This window comes from Dactylosporangium thailandense (genome assembly GCF_059739745.1).
This window is the reverse complement of sequence record NZ_AP029195.1, coordinates 9,346,771-9,370,646: the sequence shown is the minus strand read 5'-3', so window position 1 is coordinate 9,370,646 and position 23,876 is coordinate 9,346,771. Positions and strand designations below refer to the sequence as shown.

Annotated in this window: 18 protein-coding genes and 1 pseudogene; 8 read left to right on the top strand and 11 right to left on the bottom strand. The window is 70.7% G+C overall.

Annotation, left to right across the window (positions count from 1 at the left end; all coding sequences use genetic code 11):
- Window positions 1-4 precede the first annotated feature (4 nt).
- Window positions 5-862 carry an RNA polymerase sigma factor SigF gene (locus AC6JBM_RS41695; RefSeq protein WP_497979290.1) on the bottom strand — a complete coding sequence of 286 codons (858 nt, stop codon included), beginning with the start codon at window positions 860-862 and terminating at the stop codon, window positions 5-7.
- Between the two features lie 501 nt (window positions 863-1,363).
- Here AC6JBM_RS41695 and AC6JBM_RS41690 point away from each other — a divergent pair.
- Window positions 1,364-1,567, top strand: coding sequence for a cold-shock protein (locus tag AC6JBM_RS41690; RefSeq protein WP_190251213.1), 204 nt, complete (start codon window positions 1,364-1,366; stop codon window positions 1,565-1,567).
- A 341-nt stretch (window positions 1,568-1,908) separates the two neighbouring features.
- Here the strand turns inward: AC6JBM_RS41690 and AC6JBM_RS41685 are convergent, their stop codons facing one another.
- The 4 genes from AC6JBM_RS41685 to AC6JBM_RS41670 all read right to left on the bottom strand — a co-directional run bounded on the left by AC6JBM_RS41685 (window position 1,909) and on the right by AC6JBM_RS41670 (window position 3,492).
- Complete coding sequence (locus tag AC6JBM_RS41685; protein WP_497979289.1) at window positions 1,909-2,187, bottom strand: hypothetical protein; 279 nt, start codon at window positions 2,185-2,187, stop codon at window positions 1,909-1,911.
- 132 nt (window positions 2,188-2,319) lie between these two features.
- Window positions 2,320-2,643 carry an STAS domain-containing protein gene (locus AC6JBM_RS41680; RefSeq protein WP_497979288.1) on the bottom strand — a complete coding sequence of 108 codons (324 nt, stop codon included), beginning with the start codon at window positions 2,641-2,643 and terminating at the stop codon, window positions 2,320-2,322.
- On the bottom strand, window positions 2,640-3,008 hold the full coding sequence (locus AC6JBM_RS41675; protein ID WP_497979287.1) for an ATP-binding protein: 369 nt from the start codon (window positions 3,006-3,008) through the stop codon (window positions 2,640-2,642). The genes AC6JBM_RS41680 and AC6JBM_RS41675 overlap by 4 nt, the downstream gene beginning before the upstream one ends.
- 220 nt (window positions 3,009-3,228) lie before the next feature.
- The gene (locus AC6JBM_RS41670) at window positions 3,229-3,492 is read right to left on the bottom strand and encodes a hypothetical protein (RefSeq protein WP_497979286.1); all 264 of its coding nucleotides are present in this window, start codon (window positions 3,490-3,492) and stop codon (window positions 3,229-3,231) included.
- 514 nt (window positions 3,493-4,006) lie between these two features.
- Here AC6JBM_RS41670 and rho point away from each other — a divergent pair.
- Window positions 4,007-5,209, top strand: a pseudogene (gene rho, locus AC6JBM_RS41665) (transcription termination factor Rho); the annotation flags it as partial.
- A gap of 1,134 nt (window positions 5,210-6,343) precedes the next feature.
- Here the strand turns inward: rho and AC6JBM_RS41660 are convergent.
- Window positions 6,344-7,204, bottom strand: a complete 861-nt coding sequence (locus AC6JBM_RS41660; protein WP_497979285.1) for a DUF2207 family protein — start codon at window positions 7,202-7,204, stop codon at window positions 6,344-6,346.
- 100 nt (window positions 7,205-7,304) lie between these two features.
- Window positions 7,305-8,273 carry a zinc-binding alcohol dehydrogenase family protein gene (locus AC6JBM_RS41655; protein WP_497979284.1) on the bottom strand — a complete coding sequence of 323 codons (969 nt, stop codon included), beginning with the start codon at window positions 8,271-8,273 and terminating at the stop codon, window positions 7,305-7,307.
- A gap of 71 nt (window positions 8,274-8,344) precedes the next feature.
- On the opposite strand from AC6JBM_RS41655, the gene AC6JBM_RS41650 reads away from it, so the two are divergent.
- The 4 genes from AC6JBM_RS41650 to AC6JBM_RS41635 all read left to right on the top strand — a co-directional run bounded on the left by AC6JBM_RS41650 (window position 8,345) and on the right by AC6JBM_RS41635 (window position 11,835).
- Window positions 8,345-8,689 (top strand): winged helix-turn-helix transcriptional regulator, encoded by a 345-nt coding sequence (locus AC6JBM_RS41650; protein WP_497979283.1) that lies wholly within the window; start codon window positions 8,345-8,347, stop codon window positions 8,687-8,689.
- 224 nt (window positions 8,690-8,913) lie between these two features.
- Window positions 8,914-9,096 carry a hypothetical protein gene (locus tag AC6JBM_RS41645; protein WP_497979282.1) on the top strand — a complete coding sequence of 61 codons (183 nt, stop codon included), beginning with the start codon at window positions 8,914-8,916 and terminating at the stop codon, window positions 9,094-9,096.
- Window positions 9,097-9,112: 16 nt separating this feature from the next.
- On the top strand, window positions 9,113-10,264 hold the full coding sequence (locus AC6JBM_RS41640) for an FxsB family cyclophane-forming radical SAM/SPASM peptide maturase (protein ID WP_497979281.1): 1,152 nt from the start codon (window positions 9,113-9,115) through the stop codon (window positions 10,262-10,264).
- On the top strand, window positions 10,261-11,835 hold the full coding sequence (locus tag AC6JBM_RS41635) for an HEXXH motif domain-containing protein (protein ID WP_497979280.1): 1,575 nt from the start codon (window positions 10,261-10,263) through the stop codon (window positions 11,833-11,835). The genes AC6JBM_RS41640 and AC6JBM_RS41635 overlap by 4 nt, the downstream gene beginning before the upstream one ends.
- Here AC6JBM_RS41635 and fxsT read toward each other — a convergent pair.
- Both fxsT and fsxC read right to left on the bottom strand, forming a co-directional pair.
- Entirely contained in the window at window positions 11,804-15,790 is a 3,987-nt protein-coding gene (gene fxsT / locus AC6JBM_RS41630; protein ID WP_497979279.1) for an FxSxx-COOH system tetratricopeptide repeat protein, read from the bottom strand. The genes AC6JBM_RS41635 and fxsT overlap by 32 nt on opposite strands.
- A 45-nt stretch (window positions 15,791-15,835) precedes the next feature.
- The gene (gene fsxC / locus AC6JBM_RS41625; RefSeq protein ID WP_497979278.1) at window positions 15,836-17,137 is read right to left on the bottom strand and encodes an FxsC protein; all 1,302 of its coding nucleotides are present in this window, start codon (window positions 17,135-17,137) and stop codon (window positions 15,836-15,838) included.
- 186 nt (window positions 17,138-17,323) lie between these two features.
- Between fsxC and AC6JBM_RS41620 the strand changes: the two genes are divergently transcribed.
- The gene (locus AC6JBM_RS41620; protein ID WP_497979277.1) at window positions 17,324-17,917 is read left to right on the top strand and encodes a class I SAM-dependent methyltransferase; all 594 of its coding nucleotides are present in this window, start codon (window positions 17,324-17,326) and stop codon (window positions 17,915-17,917) included.
- Here the strand turns inward: AC6JBM_RS41620 and AC6JBM_RS41615 are convergent.
- A complete protein-coding gene (locus AC6JBM_RS41615) occupies window positions 17,883-20,294 on the bottom strand; it encodes a Tex family protein (RefSeq protein ID WP_497979276.1) in 2,412 nt (803 codons plus the stop codon). The two genes, AC6JBM_RS41620 and AC6JBM_RS41615, sit on opposite strands and share 35 nt — an antisense overlap.
- 144 nt (window positions 20,295-20,438) lie before the next feature.
- Between AC6JBM_RS41615 and AC6JBM_RS41610 the strand changes: the two genes are divergently transcribed.
- Entirely contained in the window at window positions 20,439-22,256 is a 1,818-nt protein-coding gene (locus AC6JBM_RS41610; RefSeq protein WP_497979275.1) for a sigma-70 family RNA polymerase sigma factor, read from the top strand.
- On the opposite strand, the gene AC6JBM_RS41605 is transcribed toward AC6JBM_RS41610, so the two are convergent.
- Window positions 22,235-23,854, bottom strand: a complete 1,620-nt coding sequence (locus AC6JBM_RS41605; protein WP_497979274.1) for an MFS transporter — start codon at window positions 23,852-23,854, stop codon at window positions 22,235-22,237. The genes AC6JBM_RS41610 and AC6JBM_RS41605 overlap by 22 nt on opposite strands.
- Window positions 23,855-23,876: the final 22 nt, after the last annotated feature.

Sequence of the window (23,876 nt, the reverse complement as noted above, 5' to 3'; positions counted from 1 at the left end):
GGCTCTATTCGGCGACGGCGCTGAGCTCGGTGCGCAGCGTGCGCAGGGCCGCAGCCAGTAGCCGGGACACGTGCATCTGCGAGATGCCGAGCTCGGCCGCGATCTGCGACTGGGTCAGGTTGCCGTGGAAGCGCATCGCGATGATCTTCTGCTCGCGCTCCGGCAGCTTGGCCAGCAGCGGGCGCAGGGCCTCGCGGTTCTCGACGTTCTGCATGTCCGGGTCCTCGGAGCCGAGCATGTCGCCGAGGCCGGCCGCGCCCGGGTCGCTGCCCTCGCCCGCCGGGGCGTCGAGGGAGAGCGCGCGGTACGCCTGCCCGCAGTCGAGACCCTCGATGATCTCTTCCTCGCTGACCCCGAGCCGCCCGGCGAGGTCGGCGACGGTCGGCGAGCGGCCGAGGTCCTGGGCCAGGTCGCCGGAGACCTTGCTGATCTCCAGGCGCAGCTCCTGCAGCCGGCGCGGGACGCGCACGTCCCAGCCCTTGTCGCGGAAGTGCCGCTTGAGCTCGCCGACGATCATGGGGATCGCGTAGCTGGTGAACGCCGCCCCGCGGGACGGGTCGTAGCCGTCGACGGACTTGATCAGGCCGAGGTTGGCGACCTGGACGAGGTCGTCGAAGTGCTCGCCGCGGTTGCGGAAGCGGCGCGCGAGGTATTCGGCGAGCGGGATGTAGAGCTCGATGAACCGGGCCCGGACGCGGTCGCGGTCGGCGCCGGCCGGGAGGTCGGCCATCAGCGACAGCAGCGCGCGGGCCTGCGCGTCGGTGGCGCGGGTGCTCGTGGCGTTGTCGGCGGAGGCCTGCGTGCTGGGGCGGGCCTCGGCGAGGGCGCGGTCGATGGCACGGTCGACGGAGATGGTGGTCATGGGGTTTGTGGCCCTTCTGGTGCTTGACCGGCGGTTTCCGTGGTCGGCTGCCTGCGCGCAGACTCGTGCTGCGCCCGGGAAGGAAGGAAGGCATGCGCCGCCACGCCGGTCGGGAATCGCTACTCGGCACCCGTTTCTTGAGCGCCGGTGCAAGACCTGCGTCGCCCACGGGGATCACGCCGCCGCTGCTGGACGGCACCCCGCCGCCGAACTGTCCGTTCGGCTGAGGTGAGCTGACCCGACTGTACTAGATGCTCGCGCGATGCGCGAGAGTCAGGCGTTGAAGTTGGTCGCTATATCACTGACTGTCGAGTAGGGCAATACACTGAGTATCCAGAAGTGCCGGATGTGCATTTCAGTTTGACCGTCGATCTGGTCCGCATGCCGATACCGGGGCTGCGTTTTCGCAGCGCGCAGGCTACCGTCTCACCCGTGGCGTGTGCCTGTTTCAACATTGATCCGTGAGGTGCGGATCGGGGCGGCGTCGCTAAGGAGTTACACGTGGCATCAGGCACGGTGAAGTGGTTCAACTCGGAGAAGGGCTACGGCTTCATCTCGCAGGACAACGGTGGACCCGATGTGTTCGCGCACTACTCGGCGATCCAGGCCACCGGCTACCGCGAGCTGACCGAGGGTCAGAAGGTCGAGTTCGAGATCACGCAGGGCCAGAAGGGGCCGCAGGCCGACAACATCCGCGCGGTCTGACACACACCCCAAGTCGTAGGCCGAGACCCGCTTCACGGCCGAAGGAGTAGCAAGCCCCCGTCCGAGCACACTCGGCGGGGGCTTTGCAGTTCGGCTTGACGGTTCGGTGTCGTGAGAGTTTCACGAATTCGCAGTTCGCGGCGTTTCGGGCTTTCTTGCCGGCCGCCTTGGCCTGACTTCTACGCCGGGCCGCCTTGGCTTGGCTTCTGCGCCGTGCCGGCTTTCTCGCGTCTCTACGCCGTGGCCGTCTTGGCGTGGCTTCTCCGTGGTGCCGGTTTCTTCCGGTTCTCCGCCGTGGCCGTCTTGGCGTGGCTTCTCCGTGGTGCCGGTTTCTTCCGGTTCTACGCCATGGCCGCCTTTGCGCGGGCGAAGACCTCGGGGGTGCAGGAATCGGCATACGCGTGGCGGATCATCTGCAGGGCCCAGCCCATCCGGTTGGTGGCGCACTCGGGGTGGTCACCGAACTCCGTCGCCACGTTGGCCGCGCAGCCCTGCGCGCCGATGCGGCGCAAGGTGCTGGTGACCGCCGCGCGGACGGCCAGGTCCGCCGGGAACTCGGACATCTGCAGCGTGGAAGCGAAAAGCGCCTCGGCGCGGACCGCTTCGAACGTGGACTCCATCACAACCTCCTGCCGAACGTCTCCCTGCTGTGTTCCAGCTAACTCCTGTCCAGGTGCCGGGTCGGGAACTGTTCGGTTGCGAAATGGTTCGGGTCCCCTTGCGTCTTCATCGTGCGCTCGGAGAACCCTGCTTCAACTAGAACGCTCGGCGGGGAGCCCGAATTCCTGGAGCACACCCGTGAGCTGGAGGAGCCGGTGCACCGCCGGGCTCGTGCCGGTGATGCGCAGACCGCCTCCGACGTCGGTGTTCGCCGCGACGAGCACCTGCAGGCCGGTCGAGTCCATGAAGGTCACGCCGGTCAGATCGAGGTCGACCCGGGACGGGCCGTGGCGGTGGATAGCGTCCCGCAGCACGTTGATCAGGTGCGGGGCGCTGGTCATGTCGAGCTCGCCGGAGGCGGTCACGGTGACCGTGCCGTCCGGGGAGGGGGTGGCCTGGGCGGCGAACTCGGTCATAGCAGCTTCGTGACCTTCATCAGCAGGCCGTCGCGGTCCACGTCGACGGCGTCGGCGAGGCTCCGGACGACCTTGAGGGAATGCCCGGAGGTGGTGAGCGCGTTGACGGTGTCGGCGGCCTGCTCCCCGGGGTGAGTGACTTCAATCACACACTGGAGCTCGTCGACCGTCGCGCGGACTTGAAAGGCAACACCGACGCGCACATGAGCGATCACGTTCGCCCACGTTTCGCTCACGATGAGGCCGATGTCTGTTCGGGCCTGTTCGGACACGCCGAGCCCGCTCAACGCCCCGTCCAGGATGTGCCGGAGCGTATTCATGCGATCAAGATCGCGAGGCAGGTCAACGGTGAGGCGAAGGTCCACAAACCAACTGTTACCGCAGCCGTTCAACAAGGAAACGTCGGTCTGGTCGCAATTGGATCAAGCTCTTCGTCCCCGACTTGCGGCCGGGGGCCGACTGGTTCATAGCCGGTTGGCGGTCGGCGGGTATCGGGTCCCGCCTCGGTCCGTCCTGCTTCAGCTTTCTGCTTCAGCCTGTCCTGCTTCAGCCTGTCCTGCTTCAGCTGTTCTGCTTCAGCCTGCCTCAGCCGGCGAATGCGAACTCGCGGGCGGCGAGCTGCTCGTAGGCCTCGCGCACCATCTCCAGCGCCCAGGACATGCGGCGGGCGGCCGTCTCGGGGTATTCGCCGAACTCGCCCGCGACCCGGGCCGCGCAGCCGTTGACGCCGTAGCGGCGCAGCGTCGTCGTCACGGCGGCGCGCACCTGCAGCGGGGTCGGCTCCTGCGAGGCCTGCAGGGCGGACGCGAACAGGGCCTCGGCTCGCGCCGCGTCAAACGTCGTGTTCATGTCAACCCCCCGGTTGGTGTGCTCCCTGACACCAATCAGAAAACCGTCGGCTCGGTGCCGTGCCGGGACCCGTTCGGGTGCCGGACGGTAGCGCGCCGTCCGCACCCGTGTAGGGCGCCGGTGCCCGTTCGGTTGCCGGACGGTGAGTGGGGGTCGGCCCGGTGTGTCTGGATGCCTCGCGGGGCTTATGTGCCGATTCGCCGCATAGGTCGCGTGGACCCGCCCCGAGGGCCGCGCCGACCCGCCCGGGAGTGGCCGGTTGCCCGCCACGCCACGCGCAGGGCTTGCCGACCGATCGTGTTCGCGTTACGGTCGAGCCAGTCCCGCGGAAGTCGGCAATCTGCCGCCCGGGGACGCCCTTTCGCCACCGCGTGTCACGCTCTCGCGTAGGAAGCCAGGCGGCCACCGTACACGCAGCGCAGCCCGTTCCTCGGATACACGCGTACCCGAAGAGCACCCTTTCCTCAGGCCGCACAGTCCTAGGAGGACGCATATGGCCCCAACCGAAGTGTTGGATCGTACCGCCCAGAAACAGAATCCCGCAGGCCAGAGCCGTCGCAGGACCCGCTCCTCGCAGCGCAACCGCGACCACAGCCGCCCGGCCAACCAGCCGCAGCCGCCCACCCCGGGCGAGGCGCGCGACGTCGCCGGCATCGTCGACGTCCACCGCGACAAGATGATCCTGCGGGTCGACAGCTACCTGCCCGGCCCCGACGACGTCGCGATTCCCGCCGCGATGGTCCGCAAATACGGCCTGCGCCACGGCGACGCCGTCACCGGCAGCGCCAACGGCGGCACGCTCACCCGGCTCGACACCGTCCACGGCAACGACCCGGAGTGGGCGCGCAACCGCCCCGAGTTCAGCAAGCTGACCGCGCTGTTCCCGCAGGAGCGCCTGCGCCTGGAGACCACCCCGCGCCGGCTCACCACCCGCCTCATCGACCTCGTCATGCCGATCGGCAAGGGCCAGCGCGCGCTCATCGTGTCGCCGCCGAAGGCCGGCAAGACCATGGTCATCCAGGCGATCGCGAACGCCATCGCCACGAACAACCCCGAGTGCCACCTCATGGTGCTGCTGGTCGACGAGCGGCCCGAAGAGGTCACCGAGATGCAGCGCTCCGTGCAGGGCGAGGTCATCGCCTCGACCTTCGACCGCCCGGCCGCCGAGCACACCGGCATCGCCGAGCTCGCCATCGAGCGGGCGAAGCGCCTGGTCGAGCTCGGCCACGACGTGGTCCTGCTGCTCGACTCCATCACCCGGCTCGGCCGCGCGTACAACAACTCGGCCCCGGCCTCCGGCCGCATCCTGACCGGCGGCATCGACGCGAACGCGCTCTACCCGCCGAAGCGCCTCCTCGGTGCCGCTCGCAACATCGAGAACGGCGGCTCGCTGACCATCATCGCGTCGGCGCTGGTCGAGACCGGCTCGATGGGCGACACGGTCATCTTCGAGGAGTTCAAGGGCACCGGCAACGCCGAGCTCAAGCTGGACCGCAAGCTGGCCGACCGCCGAGTCTTCCCGGCGATCGACATCGACGGCTCGAGCACCCGCCGCGACGACGTGATCCTGCACCCGGACGAGCTCATGGCCGTCCAGCGCCTGCGCAAGGCCCTGAGCGCGACGGGCTCGCCGGCGACGGAGCAGTTGATCGACCGCCTGTCGAAGACCCAGTCGAACGCCGAGTTCCTCACCCTCCTGCTGCGTGGTCAGGCCTAACGCCACTCAGTGATGCGACGCTGACCCCTCGTGAGATTACAAGATCGAACTTTTTCGAGGGTGGTAGCGTAGGGATATCGGAACGCCCGCCGAGCCATGGCCAAATTTCGGTTCGGCGAACGTCACGAGGCCGGCCCGAGTCGATGAGGACGGGCCGGGCAGGTCGGTGAGTGTCGAGCCCGCTCGCGCGGTGGGCGCTGGACGCCGGATCGGCCACGGCGCACGTCGAATGGCGAGCGCGGTGGTGTGTAACGCCGGATCGGCCACGGCGCACGCAGAGTGGCGAGCGCGGTGGCGCGGGACACCGGATGATCGGCCACGGCGCGCGTGGAATGGCGAGCGCGGTGGTGTGTAACGCCGGATCGGCCACGGCGCACGCAGGGTGGCCAGCGCGGTCGTCTGTAACGCCGGATCGGCCACGGCGCACGCAGAGTGGCGAGCGCGGTGGTGTGCGGGCGGTGATGTGCCGAGGGTTGCCCGCGAGTTGGGCGCACGCACGGCACGCGCGGACCTGCGAGCGGTGAGTTCGAGGCGGGCGCGCCGGACGACCGACCGGCCACGGCGCGCGGAAGAGTGTGAGTGGTGAGGTTGAGGCCGCTCGCGAACTGGGTGCGGGGCGCCCGCTCGGTCGCGGCGCGCGGAAAAGTGCGAGCGGCGGGTTCGAGGGCCGCTCGCGACCAACGGCGCGCGGAAGAGTGTGAGTGGTGAGGTTGAGGCCGCTCGCGAACTGGGTGCGGGGCGCCCGCTCGGTCGCGGCGCGCGGAAAAGTGCGAGCGGCGGGTTCGAGGGCCGCTCGCGACCAACGGCGCGCGGAAGAGTGTGAGCGGTGAGGTTGAGGCCGCTCGCGAACTGGGTGCGGGGCGCCCGCTCGGTCGCGGCGCGCGGAAAAGTGCGAGCGGCGGGTTCGAGGGCCGCTCGCGACCAACGGCGCGCGGAAGAGTGTGAGCGGTGAGGTTGAGGCCGCTCGCGAACTGGGCGCGGGGCACCCGCTCGGTCGCGGCACGCGCGGAATCGCGCGATCCGCGGGTTTGGCGAGGCCGCTCGGTCACGGCACGCGCGAAGTGCTAGCGCGTGCGAGAAGGCGCAGGTGGGGGAGCGGCTGGCTGCGAAAAGTAGGAGCCGGCTGCGCGAGCGCTACAGGGCGACCCGGGACCGCATCAGGGCCTCCTCAGTGGGCAGCACGCCCAGCGCCGAGGCGAAGGCCATCTCGCGACCCCACGACGCCACGTCGGCCGGGGCGAGGTCCTTGACGCCCTCGACCGCGAGCAGATGCGCCCGGTACGCGAGCCACGCCGTCGCCGTCCGCGTGCCCTCCGGCGTGTTCTGGTCGCTCCAGCGCATCTCGACCACCAGGTACATGGCGAGGTAGACCGCGCCCGCGGCCATCAGGGAGCCGGTGATCTGGTCGGCCAGGTTCGCGTGGAGCTTGTACGCCGCCCACATCCACGTGGCGAACATGAACGCCGCCGGGATCGCGGCCGTGCCCAGCAGGGTGCGCCGCGTCGGGCGGGAGAGGCGGCGCTGGGAGAGGCCGCGGGTGCGGGCCTCCTCGATCACCGCGCGGTAGAACGCGCCTCGCCAGCGGCGGGCCTCCGTCCAGCTGCGGAACGCCAGGCTGGTCAAGGATGCCTCGCCGTTGACCGAGAGCTGGTTGACACGGTCGAGAACCTGCTGCTCGTACGGCGTCAGGCTCCGCCCGTCCCCCTTGCGCAGGCGTACGGTCGTTTCCTCCGGATCATCGCCGGGCTGGCGCAGCTCCAGGAAGCCGCGGGCGGCCAGGTCGAGCAGCGTGCTGTCGATCGCGTCCTCGTCGGAGCGCCACCGGTTGACCATGAGGCTCACCACCGCCGGAGGCTCTTCACCCGGTGGAGTGTCCAGCGCCTCCCCGGCCTCGGGCAGCCGCGGCCGCGAGCGCCAGAGTGCCACGACCGTCAGCAGCACCCACACCGCGAGCGTGACGGGCACGCTGAGCTGCAGGAACGGGGGCCAGTCCACGGGGAACCTCCGGGCGGGGGCGGATCGTCGGGCGGGCGGATCGTCGGGCCCCGCCGAAAGGGGCAGGGCCCAACCACCTTAAACCGTCGAGCCCGACTCCTCAGAAGCCGCCGAGGACGACCTTGCCGACCATGTGCCCGTCCTCGACCATCTCGTGCGCCTTGGCCAGGCCGGCCGCGTTGATCGCGCCCAGGTTCGAGGTCATGGTGTGCCGCACGGAGCCGGCGTCGACCAGCTCGGCGGTGCGGTTCAGGAGCTCGTGCTGTACGACCATGTCCGGCGTCTGGAACAACGGGCGCGTGAACATCAGCTCCCAGTGGAACGTGATGCTCTTGGCCTTCAGCGGGAGCAGGTCGAGGCCGGGCGGCTCGTCGATCGCCGTGATCTCGCCGCCCGGGCGCAGGATCCGCGCGAAGTGCTCGATCTGCCCCGCGGTGAACGGCGAGAAGATGTAGTCCACGCCCGACGGCAACTCGTCGTGCCCGACCACCTCGTGCGCGCCGAGGTCGAGCGCCCACTGGCGCGAGTCGGGGCGTGAGGCGGTACCGATGACGTGGGTCTTCGTGAGGGCCCGGGCGAGCTGGATGATCATCGAGCCCACCCCGCCCGCGGCCCCGAGGACCACGAGCGTGCCGGTGCTGTCCGGGCCGAGGCGGAAGCGGTCGAAGAGGGTCTCCCACGCGGTGATCGTGGTCAGCGGCAGGGCGGCCGCCTGGGCGAAGCTCAGCGAGGCCGGCTTGCGCCCGGCGATCCGCTCGTCGACCAGGTGCAGCTGCTGGTTGCTGCCGGGCTTGTCGATGGAGCCGGCGTAGTACACCGCGTCGCCCGGCGCGAACAGGGTGACCTCGGGCCCGACCGCCTCGACGATCCCGGCCGCGTCGAAGCCCAGCACGCGCGGCTGCGCGCCGGGGTTCGCGCTCGCGCGCACCTTCACGTCGACGGGGTTGACCGACACCGCCTCGACCCGCACCAGCAGATCGCGCGGCCCGGGCGAGGGAACCGCCAGTTCGAGGTCCTCAAGTACGGCGACCGGCCCAGCGGTCCGATACCCGACAGCTCGCATGCTCATGCCTCCGACGCTATTCCGGCACCGGTGGTTACCCGCAAGGGTCATTACTTCCCATTGGGTACCGTCACAGCATGCCGAACCGCGATGACGTCTACGCCGCCTGCTGCCCCTGCCGCGACATGCTCGACCTGCTGGCGAACAAGTGGAGCGCCCTCGCCCTCGGCGCGCTCGAGGCAGGCCCGCAGCGGTTCGGGGCGCTGCGGGCGCGGCTGCAGGGCGTGAGCCCGAAGGTGCTGACGGCGACCCTGCGCCGGCTCGAGGAGCACGGGCTGATCGAGCGCGAGGTCTTCGCCGAGGTTCCGCCCCGGGTGGTGTACAGCCTCACCCCGCTGGGCCGCGACGCCAACGGTCCGCTGTCCCTGCTCCGGACCTGGGTCGAGCAGAACATCGCCCGCTTCCCGGCGGGGGTTCGATGACGTCTGACCATGTGTTTCCACCGGCCGAGGGAGCGTCCTTGCCGGCCGGGCGAAGTTGACTGGAGCAAGGGTCACGACACCGGTGCGTTTACGCCTCATGGGCTGGGTAGGCGGTGCAGAGTGTGCAGTGGGCCGTCTGTGTATGGAGCCCGGTCACGCGGAGGCGCGAAGTCATGAGTAAGCCACCGATACTGGTGTGTGCGACGCGCACTAAGATGCGCCCGGTGACCACCACCACGGCCCGTGAGGCCGGTGTCATCGCCAACATTCCGGCATTGCATGACATGTCCATCGAGGACCTGCTGGGTCTCGATCGCTCCGTTCTCGCGGAGTCGCTGCTGCGCGTTCGTGAGCACCTGAACTCCGATCAATCGGAGAATGTTTCGCGTTTCCAAGCGGCGCTCTGAACAGGGTGGGGGCCCGGTGGCTGTCAGCGCATTACCGATCGGCCAGGTGCTCCTCAAGATCAACGGTCGCTGCAATCTCCAATGCGACTATTGCTACATATACGAGCATATGGATCAGGGCTGGCGGCGGAGGCCGGCGGCGATGTCAGAGGCGATCGTCATGCAGACGGCTCGTCGGCTGGCCGAGTATGCCACCGAGCGGCGGTGCGCGGGCGTGGAGATCGTCTTCCATGGCGGCGAGCCGCTCCTCGTCGGCCCCGGGCGTCTTGACCGCGCCGCCGAGGTGCTCCGGGATGTGGTGCCGGTGCCTGTCTCGTTCATCGCCCAGACGAACGGAACGCTGATCAGCGACGAGTTTCTCGACGTGTTCCGCCGGCATGGCATTCGGGTGGGTGTGTCCCTCGACGGGGGTGAACGGGCCACCGATCGCCACCGTCGTTACGCCGACGGCCGCGGAAGCTTCGACCTCGTGGCGCGAGGGCTGGACCTGCTCCGCCTCGAACCCGATCTCTATGCCGGAATCTTGTGCACGATCGACGTCGCCAACGATCCCGTACAGGTCTACGAGGATCTGCTCCGGTTCGCTCCGCCTCGGATGGACCTGTTGCTTCCGCACGGAACCTGGGACCGGCCGCCACCCGGGCGCGGCGCCGATGTGACCCGGACCCCGTACGCCGACTGGCTGATCGCCGTATTCGACCGCTGGTACGACGCTCCGATCCGAGAGACCTCCATACGGCTCTTCGAGTCCATCTGTGATCTGCTGCTCGGCGGCCGTGGTGAGAGTGAGGTCGTCGGCCTCGGCCGGGACATGGCGGTGACCGTGGAGCCCGACGGGTCGATCGGGCACAACGACTTCTTCAAGATCACTGTTGACGGCGGCGCGGACACGGGCCTGAACGTCTTCGATCACAGCTTCGGCGACGTGCTCGCCCACCCCGCCTGGAACACCCCGGCCGGGCTGGAAGGGCTCTGTGCGGTCTGCCGGTCCTGCCCTGTCGTCGGCATCTGCGGGGGCGGTCTTCCCGCGCACCGGTTCGGCTCCGGAAGCCTCGACCACCCGTCGGTCTACTGTCCCGATCTGTTCCGATTGATCGCTCACGTGCGGCATCGCCTGATGGCCGACCTCGAACGCCTGCGCGCGGCCAAGGTGGAGACCACGGCGTGATCCGGCCGTACGCACTGACAACCGGCGAGCTCGACGACCTCGCCGCCGGTTACGGGACGGTCGAGACGCACCGGCTCCTCGCCGCTTCGCAGAAGTCGAGGCGCATGCTGCTCGTCAGGGCACTGCACGACTCGGCCCGCGACGCGGCTCTTCGCCGGGCCGAGGGCTTCGACACCGCCCTCACACTGTTCGTCCGCACCCAGGCGGCGGCGCCGGAGGCCGCAGACGAGGTGCTGTACGACCCCTTCTTCGGAGTCTGGGCGGAGGAGGCGATCCGTCAGCCGGCGGGCCGGCTGCGGTTGTTCGCCGTCTACGCCGCGTCTGCGGCGGCACGAGCCGGCCTGCCGTTCCGCATCGAGGTGCCAGTCGCAGGGGATCGCGTGACACTTCCCGGCCTCGGCACCTTCTCCGGTGTCGAGGGCGGTTCCGCGGTGGTCGAGAGCGGTCCCGAGGGCCTGCGCGCCGGCTCGGTCGTGGCCGGCACTCCGCTGAGCGTGCCGCGCCCGGGCTGGGCCCCGCTGCGGCGGCTCGGCTCCGGAATCGTGGTGGACGACGCTGATCCACATCGCAATTGCTTCGACTGGGCGCCGGCGACTCGTCTTGACGACGCGACCGCCGCGCAGTTCGTTCGCAACCTCCGGGCGGCGCTGGATCTGCTCGACGAGCACCATCCCGAATACGCGGCCGGCATCCGAGCCACGCTGCGGTCCCTGGTGCCGGTCACCGCGCCCGGTGGTGCCAATGTCAGCGCCGCCTCTCGCCAGGCGTTCGGCGCGATCGCGCTCCAAGCCCGAAGCGGACCGGCCGACCTGGCGCTGTCGCTGATCCACGAGTGTCGTCACATGACCTTGGGCGCCGTGCTCGACCTGGTCGATCTCTACGAGGCCGGCGGGCCCGCCCGGCACTTCGCGCCGTGGCGAGCCGACCCGCGGACCGTCAGCGCGTTGTTGCAAGGCACGTACGCGCACGTCGGCGTGACCGACTTCTGGCGCGTCGAGCGGATGAGAACGGGTTCCGCCGCCGCCGAGTTCGAGTTCGCCTACTGGCTTGCGCAGACGTCGGCGGGAGCGCGCAGCCTGCTGGCGTCGGGCGAGCTGACGCCGCATGGCGATCGTTTCGTGACCAGGCTGGCCGAGACCCTGCGCCGTTGGGAGGCGGAGCCGGTGCGCGCTGACGTGCGCGCCGCCGTGTCGGCTTCGGTGCTGGCGGTCGGGGTCCAATGGCGCCTGGACAACGCCGAGCCCGACCCGGGCGGCGTCCAGCGCTTGGCCGACGCCTGGAACGACGGCACGGGCTGCCCGTCGACGCCCGAAGCCACCATCCGCCCGGCCGCGGCGCGCCCGGCCCGCGTGCCGGCCGTCGCCGACCGGAAGCGCCAGCAGATCCTGGGCGAAGCGATGCTCGCGCCGGACGGTGGCGCCGATCCCTGGATTCGCCTCGCCCTCGAGGCCGGGACGGGCCCGCTCGTGGAGCATCCGGAGGTCGTCCGGGCGGTATCCGCCGCCACCGGCGCCGACCCTCACCGGCTCGCCGAATGGATCACGTCGGCGGCGGCTCGATATCGCAGTTGAACCGAGTCTGTACGGCCGGCGGGGCCGTCTCCTCGATCTTGATCTGCAGCACGTTCGGATGCCCTGGTCCCAGCGCCTCGAGCATGCGGGCCAGGGTCGGCTGGAACAGCGCCGTTGCCCCGGTGGCGTCGCCGGCCCGGGCTCGGCTGATGGTCAGGTTCATGCTCGCCGCCAGCGTGTCCGGATGGTCCTGGCCGAGCGACCGGGTGAAGTTGCTGACCGTCTGCTGGTCGAACTCGAGGGCGCTGTCGATCTCCCCCAGCGCGAACAGGTCGTTGGCGAGATTGAGCTCGGCGGCGTAGACGTACGGGTGCTGGGGTCCGAGTGTGCCGTGCAGGCCCGCCACGACCGCCTCGGACATCACGCGGGCCGAGACGTGGTCGCCTTGACGCCGCACGAAGATGCCGAGATTGTTCAGGCACGCGAGCGTGAAGGCATGCGCCGGCCCGAGCAGGGTGGTGTAGCGGTCCAGCACCTCCTCGGCGTACCGCTGGGCCAGCGCGTCGTCGTCGTGCGCCGAGAGGTCGCAGGCGAGGTTGAGCTGACACGCCAGGAAGTCCAGCTCGTCGGTCTGGACGGTCCGCTGATAGGTCTCCCAGGCCCAGGTCGTCAGCTCGCGCGCCTGGGCCGGCTCACCGAGCTTCCGCAAGGTGACCGCCAGGCTCTTGGCCGTGCGCAGCGTATCGGCGTGCTCGCCGCCGAGCATCCGGCGACAGTCGTCCAGAACCTTCTCCAGCAGCTCGCGGGACTCGCGGAACCTTCCGATCTCGCGCAGGTCCCGCCCGTAGTTGCCGGCCTGGAACAGCGTGTACGTGTCGTAGGGCAGGATTCGGCGCCGCCGTTCCCAGATCTCGCGATCCAGCTGTTCGGCCTCGCGGAACTCGCCCACGAGCCGGAGGCTGACGGCGAGGTTGTTCATCGACATCAGCGTGAGGCGGTTGTTCTCGCCGAACTTTTCCTTGTAGCGGGCCACCGTCGTCTCGTCGAGGGCCCTGGCCTCGGCGTAGTGGCCGAACGTGCGGTGGTGACTGCCGAGGCCGTTGCCAGCCACGAGCGTGTACGTGTGGTTCGGGCCGGCCACCGCGTTGAGCCGCTCGTACACCTCGCGGTTCTCGTCATACGCCTCCCGGTAGTCACCTCGGGCGCGCATGGCGACCGAACGCTGATACCGCACGAGCAGAACCTGCAGGTGGTCCGGTCCCGACTCCCGCGTCCATTCCTCGACCGCCAGGTCAGCCAGTCGCACGGAGCTGTCGTAGTCGCCCCGCCGGCGGTGGTACACGACCGCATCGATGACCATGCGCCGCACGTCGGCGACCTTCGACAGATGGGCCTTCGAGGGCCCGAGGTGCGGGATGATCGCCCGGTACCCCTCCCAGGACCGGCTGTCGGCCGGGTCGCCGGGGCGGGTGTGGGCCAGGATGCGATGTACCTGCGCGCGGTTGGCCTCCCACGCGTCGCGCCCCAGGTTGTCCCTGATCACGGCCTGGACGAGGCGGTGGACGTAGACGACGCCCTGGCCGCCGGAGTCGCTGACGTCCTCCTGCAGCAGCGCGTACCGGGCCAGCTCCTGGACCTTCGGCGCGATCGAGGTCGGGTCGCGGAACTCCGCGATCTCCGGGTCGTACTCGGCCAGGATGTCGACGCAGACCTCGCTGTAGAGCAGCGACAGCGGGATCCGGTCCGGCCCGAAGAAGGAGCAGAGCTCGATCAGCTTGGCGGCCGCCGCGTCGCGGGCTCGGATGCGTTCCAGCGACACGGTCCAGATCGCCGCGGCGCGCTCCGGGTAGCCGCCCTCGCGGCGGGTCGGCAGCGCGGCCTGAGGTTCCGCGTCGAGCAGGTGCAGGTACTCCTCCACGGTCTGCGGCGACCCGGCCGCGCCGCTGGTCGACTCGGCCACCAGGTAGGCGGCGGCCTGTTCGACCGCCAGTGGCAGGTCGCCGAGCTTGGCCGCGATGCGGTCGGCGTCTTCCGCCGACAGGTCCTCCACCATGCGCCGCAGCAGCGCGACACTCTCGGGGCGGGAGAAGACGCCGACGCGGACCGGCCGGGCGAGGTCGGTCCAGGCCGGGCTGCGGGAGGTCACCAGGACGTGGCCGGTGCCGGCGGGGATGTAGGGCAGGATCTGCTCCGGGTCCTCGGCGTTGTCGAAGATCAGAAGCCAGCGGCCCGTCGGGCGGCTCTCGCCGAGAGCGCGGACCGCCTCGGCGGCGGTGTCCTGGAGGTTGGCCGCGATCGGCGTGCCGATGGCATGGGCCAGTTGCTCCAGGTGGCCGGGGATCTCCGACGGGTCCTCGGCCGGAATCCACCAGACGAGGTCGTAGTCGGCGCTGAACCGATTGGCGTACTCGTGTGCCACGACGGTCTTGCCGACGCCGCCGAGGCCGTACAGCGCCTGGGGCACGACGGCAGCGGTCTGCCCGGCCAGCTCGTTGCGCAGCTTCTCCAGCAGCCGGGCCCGGCCGATGAACGTGGTGCTGCGGGTCGGCACGTTCCACACCGCCGGCTTGTCGCCGGGGAAGCGTGGGGCCAGCGACGGCTCGGCCGTGATCGCCGCGACAGGCTGCGAGCCCGCGATGTGCAGCGCGTCGAAGAGCGCCGTGCGCACGTCGTGCCAGCTTCGTCCCACGACCTCGATCGGTGGACGGTCGGCGAAGGGGCCGGTGAGCTGGATCTGGCCGGTGCGGATCGGCAGCAGGAAGCGCCGGCGGCCGCCCCACTCGCGGTCGAGACCGTGCTTCCAGGCCTCGGTCCCGCTCGACGAGCGCACCAGGTCGTCGGAGAGCAGGAGCAGCAGCCGGCTGGCGCGGCCGACGCTGTCCGTGAACTCGGCGGCCCGCTGCAGGTCGAGGTGGTCACCGATCTCGCGATAGGTCGCCCGCACTCCGGCGAGCGCCAGGATCGACCGCAGCCATTCGGCCCACATGCGATCGACCGCCGCGTAGCCGATCAGCACCTCCGACGGGGCCCTGGAGGTGCCGACCTCGAAGTCGCCGAGCACGCGCCGCCGCTCGGCCTCGGCGATCGGCGCGAGACGGTCGACCAGGCCGCCACTGACGACGCCGGCGAGGCGCTCGTAGGCGCGCAGCACGACGTGCTCGTCACCGCCGGGATCGCCGAACACGGCGAGTGTCTCCTCGTAGGCGTACCGCGGGTGGTACGGCACCTCCACATCGGCCCAGTAGGCCTCCACCAGCAGGTCGTCCAGCCCGGCCGGGTAGCCCTCGAACCGGAAGCGGGCCAGGCTGCGCAGCGGCTGGACGTGGCCCTCGTCGGACGGATCGACACACATCGGTACCGGGAACATCCGGATGGGCGCGCTCTCCCGGTGCCGGGCGATCGACTCGGCGGCGGCGGCCGAGCCCTCGATGCCTTGCAGGTTGAGCCGGAAGCAGTTGACGACCTCGTCGGGGAGGGACAGGGTGCACAGGCTCGAGATCGCGCTGATGCCGGCCGCGCTGTCGATCAGGACGAAGTCGTAGTTGGCCCGCATGTCCTCCGCGAGGGCCCGCAGCAGCGTCGCGCCGCTCATCCGCCGGAAGAAGGACCACCAGTCGAATGAGCGGATGCGTTGTTCGTACACGCCGTCCTGGCGCCCCGCGGAGACGATCTCCAGGTATCCCTCGCCGCCGAAGTCCCACGCCAGCCGGGTCGCGTAGTCCTCGATCCGCGTGTAGTCGAGGTACCAGTCCGCGCTCTCCCCGTCCGCCGGCTCGTCGAGCATCGCGTTGCTGAACTTGCGGATCAGGTCGATGACGCCGTCGGTGGCGGTGGTGTAGTCGTCGTCGAGGAACGGGCGGAAGTATCGATGCAGCGCCGGCGCATCGAGATCCCAGTCGACGGCCAGCACACGAAACCCGCGACTGGCGAGAATCCACGCGACGTTCGCCAACGCCATCGTCCGGCCGGTGCCGCCCTTGTACGAGTAGAAGGTGACAATCCTGCCGGTGCCCATGTCACCTCACCCCCTTCGCACTCGCCATGCCAACCTGCCCCCGCATCATCTGGTCGGAGCCGCGAGCATCGGCGGCTCACCCTCGTCGTCGCCCGGCAGCCGGCGGCGCAGGTTGCCGTCGCGGAACAGGTCGTTGTTCGCCGTGACCAGCGCCTCGTGCAGCATCCGGGGGAGCGCGACGACGTCCTGAACCGGCAGTGGCAGCGGCCGATGCTCGCCGACCTTCGCGAAGTAGGGCCCGAGCAGGTCGAGCACCTCGGGCTTGAGCGTGCGCCATTCCAGATAGGTCTCGAGGTCGTCCTCGTTGAGCGGTACGAGCACGAGGTCGCGCCGCTTGACCTCCTCGTTGAACCGGTCCACGGCCGCCCGCTTGGAGGAGCGGGTCACCCAGGCGTCCATCAGCAACACGACGAGCTCGTTGTGCTCGCGAATGTCGTCGCGCAGCCCCGGCAGGTCCTCGATCGTGCTGATCCGCGCGCCGAAGTCGTGGTCGAGGGCGACGTTCGTCGCCATCCTGGCCAGGGCGGGCGGATCGGCGAGCGGGTACGGCTCCCAGTCGCGGTCGCGGTCCTTGTAGAACTCGATCTGCTGGCGGACGCCGTCCATCTCGTTGCGGGTGCCGGCCGCGATCACGAAGTTGACCATCCGGGCCTTCGGCTCCGCACGCGCGGCGGTTCCGGTCGCGGGGCGGGCGCCGCCGGCGAGTGCCGGGGCGGACGCCGGCGTGGCCACGACGGGCGGGTCGGGGATCGCCGGGGTGCTCAGCGCGGCGTCGGACAAGCCGAAGGCGCTGATGGCGGACTCGAACCGCTCGGCCGGCGACAGCGGCGGCAGGCTGTGACGCTCCTTGACCTGGATGATGTGCTCGGCCAGCGCCTCGACGAGCTGTGCCCGCCGTTGGTAGAGGCCCCGCCGGAACCAGTTGAGCAGACCGTCCTTCGGGTAGCGGGGGCCGAGATGGTCGGTCGCGTACTGGACCTGCTGCGCCACCGCCGGCAATCGTGTGTTGCGGACCCACAGCAGCGGCAGCATGACCGGCGGCCGTTCGCCGGCGGCAAAGCCCGACAGCCGGTCGGCGAACAGTGACCACTCCCGCCCGCACTGGAGGCTCTTGAAATAGGTCGGTGTGCACAAAGCGACAAACGTGGCGCTGTCCGACAACGCCTGCATCAGTGCGCTCTCCCACGCGCCGCCCAGCTCGATGTTCACATTGTCGCGAAAGCCGATGGTGACATCGCCGCCCACGCCGGCATGGCTGCGGATTTCGGCCGTCAGCTCGTTGAAGAACCGTTCGACGTGCCTATTCCAGTCCAGGCGGGCATAGCTGAAGAAGAAGTAGTGGCCCACGGTCAAACCCCCCTGGCCGCGCGCTGCTCGACTCGCTCCACCCTGAGCCGTAGTTCAGTCTAGCCGTGTGGCATTGACCGGCGATGATCAATGAAAAGATTGGCACAATCGGACCCGGTGCCATTCGCGATTAGCGCGATCACGTTATTGACGGATCCCGCGCCGATGCCGGATAGGGTGGGCTGTGTGCGGGTGCCGTTGTTGCCGGAGGTCGAGCTGGAACTGGCCGCGGAGGGGGTGCGGTTGTTTGATGCCACCGATGGGTACCGCAGCGACACCCCGCCACCGTTCTGGGCATTCGCGTGGCCCGGGGGAGTGGCTCTCGCGCGGTTCGTCCTGGACCGGCCGGACGTCGTCAGCGGCAGAAGCGTCGTCGATCTCGGCAGCGGCTCCGGTGTCGTCGCCATCGCGGCCAAACTCGCCGGTGCGCGCGAAGTCATCGCCGTCGACACCGATGCCGAGGCGCGAGCGGCCGCCGTCAGGAATGCCGTCGCCAATGACGTCGTCATCGAAACGGCCGCCGAGCCGGTGCCGGCCGATGTGATCCTGGCCGGCGACGTGTTCTACTCGGCCGGCGTCGCGCAGACGGTGCTGAAGCTCCTGCGCCGCGCGGACGCCTACGTCGGCGATCCCGGCCGGGGGTTTCTGCCCGAGCGGCTCTTCGAGAAGCTGGCCACATACGACGTCCCCGTCCGCCGGGCACTGGAGGACGGGGACGTCATGCGTACGACGGTGTGGCGGCTCGCTACTTCCGCCGCTGCTTCGGCTGCTGGTCCTTGAGCCCGTCGAGGCCCTTGTCGAGCCCGGCCCGCCGCAGCGCGTCGGCGAGCGCCCCGCCGCCCGTGAAGGAGCCGCCGCCGCCCCCGGAACCGGAGCGGCGCGAGTCGCCGCCACCGCCGCCGCCACCGCGCGGCCGGCCGCCACCACCGCCGCCGCCACCACCGCGGGACTCGCGGTTCTCCCGGGGCTTGGACGCGGTGGTGGCCTCGTCCTCCAGGCGCAGCGTCAGCGAGATGCGCTTGCGCGGGATGTCCACGTCGAGCACCTTCACGCGCACGATGTCGCCGGGCTTGACCACCTCGCGCGGGTCCTTCACGAACGTGCGCGACAGCGCCGACACGTGCACGAGCCCGTCCTGGTGCACGCCCACGTCGACGAACGCGCCGAACGCGGCCACGTTCGTGACCACGCCCTCCAGCAGCATGCCGGGGGTCAGGTCCGAGATCTTCTCGACGCCCTCGGCGAACTCGGCGGTCTTGAAGGCCGGGCGCGGGTCGCGGCCCGGCTTCTCGAGCTCCTTCAGGATGTCCGTCACGGTCGGCAGGCCGAAGGTGTCGTCGACGTAGTCCGCGGGCTTGAGCCGGCCCAGCGCCGTACCGTTGCCGATGAGCCCCTTCAGGTCCCCGCCGGTCGTCGCCAGGATGCGCCGGACCACCGGGTAGGCCTCGGGGTGCACCGAGGACGAGTCCAGCGGGTCGTCACCGTCCGGGATGCGCAGGAAGCCGGCGCACTGCTCGAACGCCTTCGGGCCGAGCCGGGCCACGTCCTTCAGCGCCCGGCGGTTGCGGAACGGGCCGTTGGCGTCGCGGTGCGCGACGATCGCGGTGGCCAGGGTCGAGCCGATGCCGGAGACGCGGGTCAGCAGCGGGGCGGAGGCGGTGTTGACGTCGACGCCGACGCCGTTCACGCAGTCCTCCACGACCGCGTCGAGCGAGCGGCTGAGCTTCGACTCCGACAGGTCGTGCTGGTACTGCCCGACCCCGATCGACTTCGGATCGATCTTGACCAGCTCCGCGAGCGGGTCCTGCAGCCGCCGGGCGATCGACACCGCGCCGCGCAGCGACACGTCGAGGCCGGGCAGCTCCTGGGAGGCGTACGCGGAGGCGGAGTAGACCGAGGCGCCCGCCTCGGACACCATCACCTTCACGACCGACAGCTGCGGGAACTGCTTGACCAGGTCCGCGGCGAGCTTGTCGGTCTCGCGCGAGGCGGTGCCGTTGCCGATCGCGATGAGCTCGACCTTGTGCTTCTGGCACAGCGCGGCCAGGATCGCGATCGACTCGTTCCACTTGTTCTGCGGCACGTGCGGGTAGATCGTGTGCGTGTCGACGACCTTGCCGGTGGCGTCCACGACCGCGACCTTCACGCCGGTGCGGAAGCCGGGGTCGAGGCCCATCGTGGCGCGGGTGCCGGCCGGGGCGGCCAGCAGCAGGTCGCGCAGGTTGGCGGCGAAGACCCGCACCGCCTCCTCCTCGGCCGCCTGCCACAGCCGCATCCGCAGGTCGATGCCGAGGTGCACGAGGATGCGGGTGCGCCAGGCCCAGCGGACGGTGTCGGCGAGCCACTTGTCGCCGGCGCGGCCCTCGTCGCGGATGCCGAACTTCGAGGCGATGGCCGGCTCGTAGAGCGACGGCGCCTCCGGGTCCTGGGTCGGCTCCATCACCAGGTCGAGCATCTCCTCCTTCTCGCCGCGGAACATGGCGAGGATGCGGTGGGAGGGCAGCTTGGTGTACGGCTCGCTGAAGTCGAAGTAGTCGGAGAACTTGGCCCCGTCGGTCTCCTTGCCCTCGCGGACCTTGGAGACGAGCCGGCCCTGGCCCCACATCTTCTCGCGCAGCTCGCCGATGAGGTCCGCGTCCTCGGAGAAGCGCTCGACGAGGATCGCCCGGGCGCCGTCCAGCGCCGCGGCGGCGTCGGCCACGCCCTTCTCGGCGTCGACGAAGACGGCCGCGGCCGCCTGCGGGTCCACCGTCGGGTCGGCGAGCAGCCCGTCGGCGAGCGGCTCCAGCCCGGCCTCGCGGGCGATCATGGCCTTGGTGCGGCGCTTGGGCTTGAACGGCAGGTAGATGTCCTCGAGCCGGGCCTTGGAGTCGGCCGCGTTGATCTGCGCCTCCAGGGCGTCGTCGAGCTTGCCCTGGCTGCGGATCGACTCGAGGATCGCGGCGCGGCGCTCTTCCATCTCGCGCAGGTACCGCAGCCGCTCCTCCAGCGTGCGCAACTGGGCGTCGTCGAGCATCTCGGTCGCCTCTTTGCGGTACCGGGCGATGAAGGGCACCGTGGCGCCGCCGTCGAGCAGGTCGACCGCGGCGGTCACCTGCCGTTCCCTGACGCCGAGCTCTTCCGCGATGCGCTGGTGAATCGAGACCGTCACGACCATGCATTCTGCCCCACGCGCCCCGCGGGGGCCCATCAGCCACAACACCAAATAACGGAACGGGTCAGTCACGCAAAGTAGTTTTCGGGGAAGCGTTATTGACCCCGGGCCACCACGTCTCCTGAATAGGTTCGACAGGAGGCGCGAATGAGCACGGCCACGGTGATCGCGGCGCGAGCCGGTGACCAGCGGGCACTGGATGCCCTGGTCGGCGAGTACCTGCCGCTGATCTACAACATCGTCGGGCGCGCGCTGCAGGGGCACGCGGACGTCGACGACGTCGTGCAGGAGACGATGCTGCGGGTCGTCGACGGGCTGCCCCGCCTCCGCGAGCCGGAGAGCTTCCGCTCCTGGGCCGTGGCCATCGCGATGTCGCAGGTCCGCGACCGCCACCGCCGCCAGACCCAGGCGCCGCTGGTCGGGGACTGGGCCGACCCGACCGACACCGCCGACCCCGGCGCCGACTTCGCCGACCTCGCGATCACCCGGCTGCGCCTGTCCGGCCAGCGCCAGGAGGTCGCCGAGGCCACCCGCTGGCTCGACCACGACGACCGCGAGCTGCTCTCGCTGTGGTGGCTGGAGGCCGCCGGGCAGCTCGACCGGGAGGAGGTCGTCGACGCGCTGCACCTGACCCGCCAGCACGCGGCCGTGCGCATCCAGCGGATGAAGGCCCAGCTCGACGCGGCCCGGGCGGTCGTGCGCGCGCTGGCCGCCCGGCCCCGCTGCCCCGAGCTCGGCGCGGTGCTGCACAGCTGGGACGGCCGCCCGAGCGCGCTGTGGCGCAAGCGGCTGGCCCGGCACACCCGGGAGTGTCACCAGTGCGACCGGGCGTGGTCGGACATGGTCGCGGCCGAGCGCCTGCTGGCCGGCATCGCGCTCGTCCCGGTCCCGTTCGTGTTCAGCGCCATGGCCTCGGGCGCCGGGACCGCGGCCACCACGACGGCCGCGGTCACCACGGGGAAGGCGGGCGGGCTCAAGGCGGTGCTGTTCGGCTGGTTCGCCGCCTCGAAGCCGGCGCTGGTCGGTCTCGCGGCGACGGCCGCCATCGCCGGCACCGCGGGCGCGGCCTACATCGCCACCCAGGGCGACGAGAAGCCGGCCGTGGTGGCGGCGGCCCCGTCCACCAGCGCCGCCCCGGCCCCGGCCAGTGAGGCGCCGTCCCCGCCGCCCAGCAGCGCGCCGCCCAGCGCGACCCCGGCCAAGAGCACCGTCGCGGCGCTGCCCCCGCCGACCAAGAGCGCGAAGAAGGGCGTCAGCACCAACGAGAAGTTCGGCGCGAGCAACGGCCCGGCGATCAAGGACGTGCGGGCCGGCTGGTACTACGACTGGTCCCCGAACCCGATGTCCGGCGTCTCCGGGGCCGAGTTCGTGCCCATGATCTGGGGCGGCGGCAACGTGAGCGGCGACCTCGCCAAGGCCAAGGCCAACGGCAAGACCCTGCTCGCGTTCAACGAGCCGGATCTCAAGGAACAGTCGAACATGACCCCACAGCAGGTCCTCGACCTGTGGCCGCAGCTGCAGGCGACCGGGATGCGGCTGGGCAGCCCCGCGCCCGCCTACGGCGCGGACACCCCCGGTGGCTGGTTCGACCAGTTCATGCAGGGCGTGAAGGAGCGCGGCTACCGGGTCGACTTCATCACCCTGCACTGGTACGGCGGCGACTTCGGCCCGAACGCGGCCGGTCAGCTCAAGACCTACATCCAGAACGTCTACAACCGCTACCACCTGCCGATCTGGCTGACCGAGTACGCGCTGATGCGCTTCGACAACGGCACCGTCTACCCCTCGACGGACCAGCAGGTCGCGTTCGTCAACAGCTCGACGGCCATGCTCCAGGGCCTGTCCTACGTCGAGCGGTACAGCTGGTTCCTGCTCTACACCAGCAAGCCCGGCGACACCGGCCTCTACAGCAACGGCACCACCCCCACCCAGGTGGGCGCCGCCTATCGAGCCGCAGGAGGATGACCATGGACGCGAGATCGAGTGGGGCCGCCACGCTGCTCGCCGCTCTCAACGAGGCGTGCGAGGACTTCCAGCGCTTCGGCCAGCAGGCCGCGGCGACGCACGGGCGGACGCAGGGTCCGCTGCACTGGGAGCTCATCGGCCGCATCGGCCGGATCGGCCCCGGCGAGTCGCCTTTCGCGCTCGTCGGGGTCGTGCTGCGCTACGAGCGGACCACCGTGGACCTCGGCGTGGACGTGTGGGTGCGCGAGGGCAACTTCGAGGTGAGCGGGTACGCCACCGTCGACGGGCGCCGGATGCTCATCGACCTGCCCGACGTGCTCACCGAGGACGTCGACGAGGCGATCGCGGCGCTGCGGGAGTACACCCGGCGGCTCTGCGCTCACCTCAGCGTGCTGGACGAGGTCGCCTGAGAAGCCGCCCGGCTCGAGCCGGGCGCGTAACCGCACGACCAGCGCCACCAGGCCGAGCACCGTGGTCGCCGCGCCGCACGCCACCAGCGTCGCGGCCGGCCCGGCCGCCTGCACCAGGGGCGCGCCCAGCAGCGTGCCCAGCGGCGTGGCGACGACGAGCACCGCGCCGCGGGCCGCCAGCACCGCCGGCAGCCGATCGGCCGGCACCAGCCGCTGGAAGAGCGACATGCTCGCGGTCGGGAAGGGCGCCCAGGCGAGCCCGGCCAGGGCCAGCGTGAGCAGGCCGGCCCAGCGCGGCAGGCCGAGGCCGAGCGGCAGGAGCAGCAGGCCGAACGCGAGCACGGAGCCGATCGCGGCCGGCCACAGCGGCAGGCGCGCCAGGTGCCCGATGGCGATCGCGCCGATGACGGCGCCGACGCCGAAGGAGATGTACAGCAGCGCCACCTCCGGCGCCGAGGACGCGAAGAGCGGCATAGCCACCGGCAACGGCCCGAAGAGCAGGAAGAACCCCGCCGACAGGCTCGTGAGCGCGAGAAGCCGCCGATCCTTGCGGATCGCGGCGAACCCGGCCGAGCGGCGCTCCCGCCGCGGCAGGGGCGCCCGCGCGCCCACGAGCGCGAACGAGACGGCCAGCACCGCGAAGGTCGCCGCGTCGGCCGCGAGCACGGCGGGCGCGCCGAGCCAGGCGATGAGCGGCCCGGCGAGCACCGGCCCGGCCACCGTGGCGGCCTCGTTGAGCAGCGTGAGCAGCGCGTTCGCCGGCACGTGGAGCTCGGCCGGGAGGACCTGGACGACGAGGGTGTACCGCCCCGCCGACCCCCACGCCGACAGCAGCGCGGAGCCGGCCAGCAGGGCGGTGTACCGGCCGATGGTGAGCGCGCCCGTCCAGGCCAGCACGGGCACGGCCCCGAGCAGCAGCGCGCGCAGGGCCGCGTCGAGCGCGGCGAGGTGCGCCCCGCTGCGCCCGCGCAGCAGCGGCGCCAGCAGCACCGCGCCGAACGCGCCGGGCAGCGTGTAGGCCGCGATCGCCAGCCCGATCCACAGCCCGCGCTGCCCCGGCGGCGCGCACTGCAGGGCGAGCCAGCCGATCGCGACCGCGCTCATCCCGTCGCCGAGCGCGGAGAGGGCCAGGCCGGGCAGCACCCGGCCGAAGACCCGGTCGCGCACGACCGGCCAATAGGGAGGCATCGATGTAATTCTGTCCCATGGC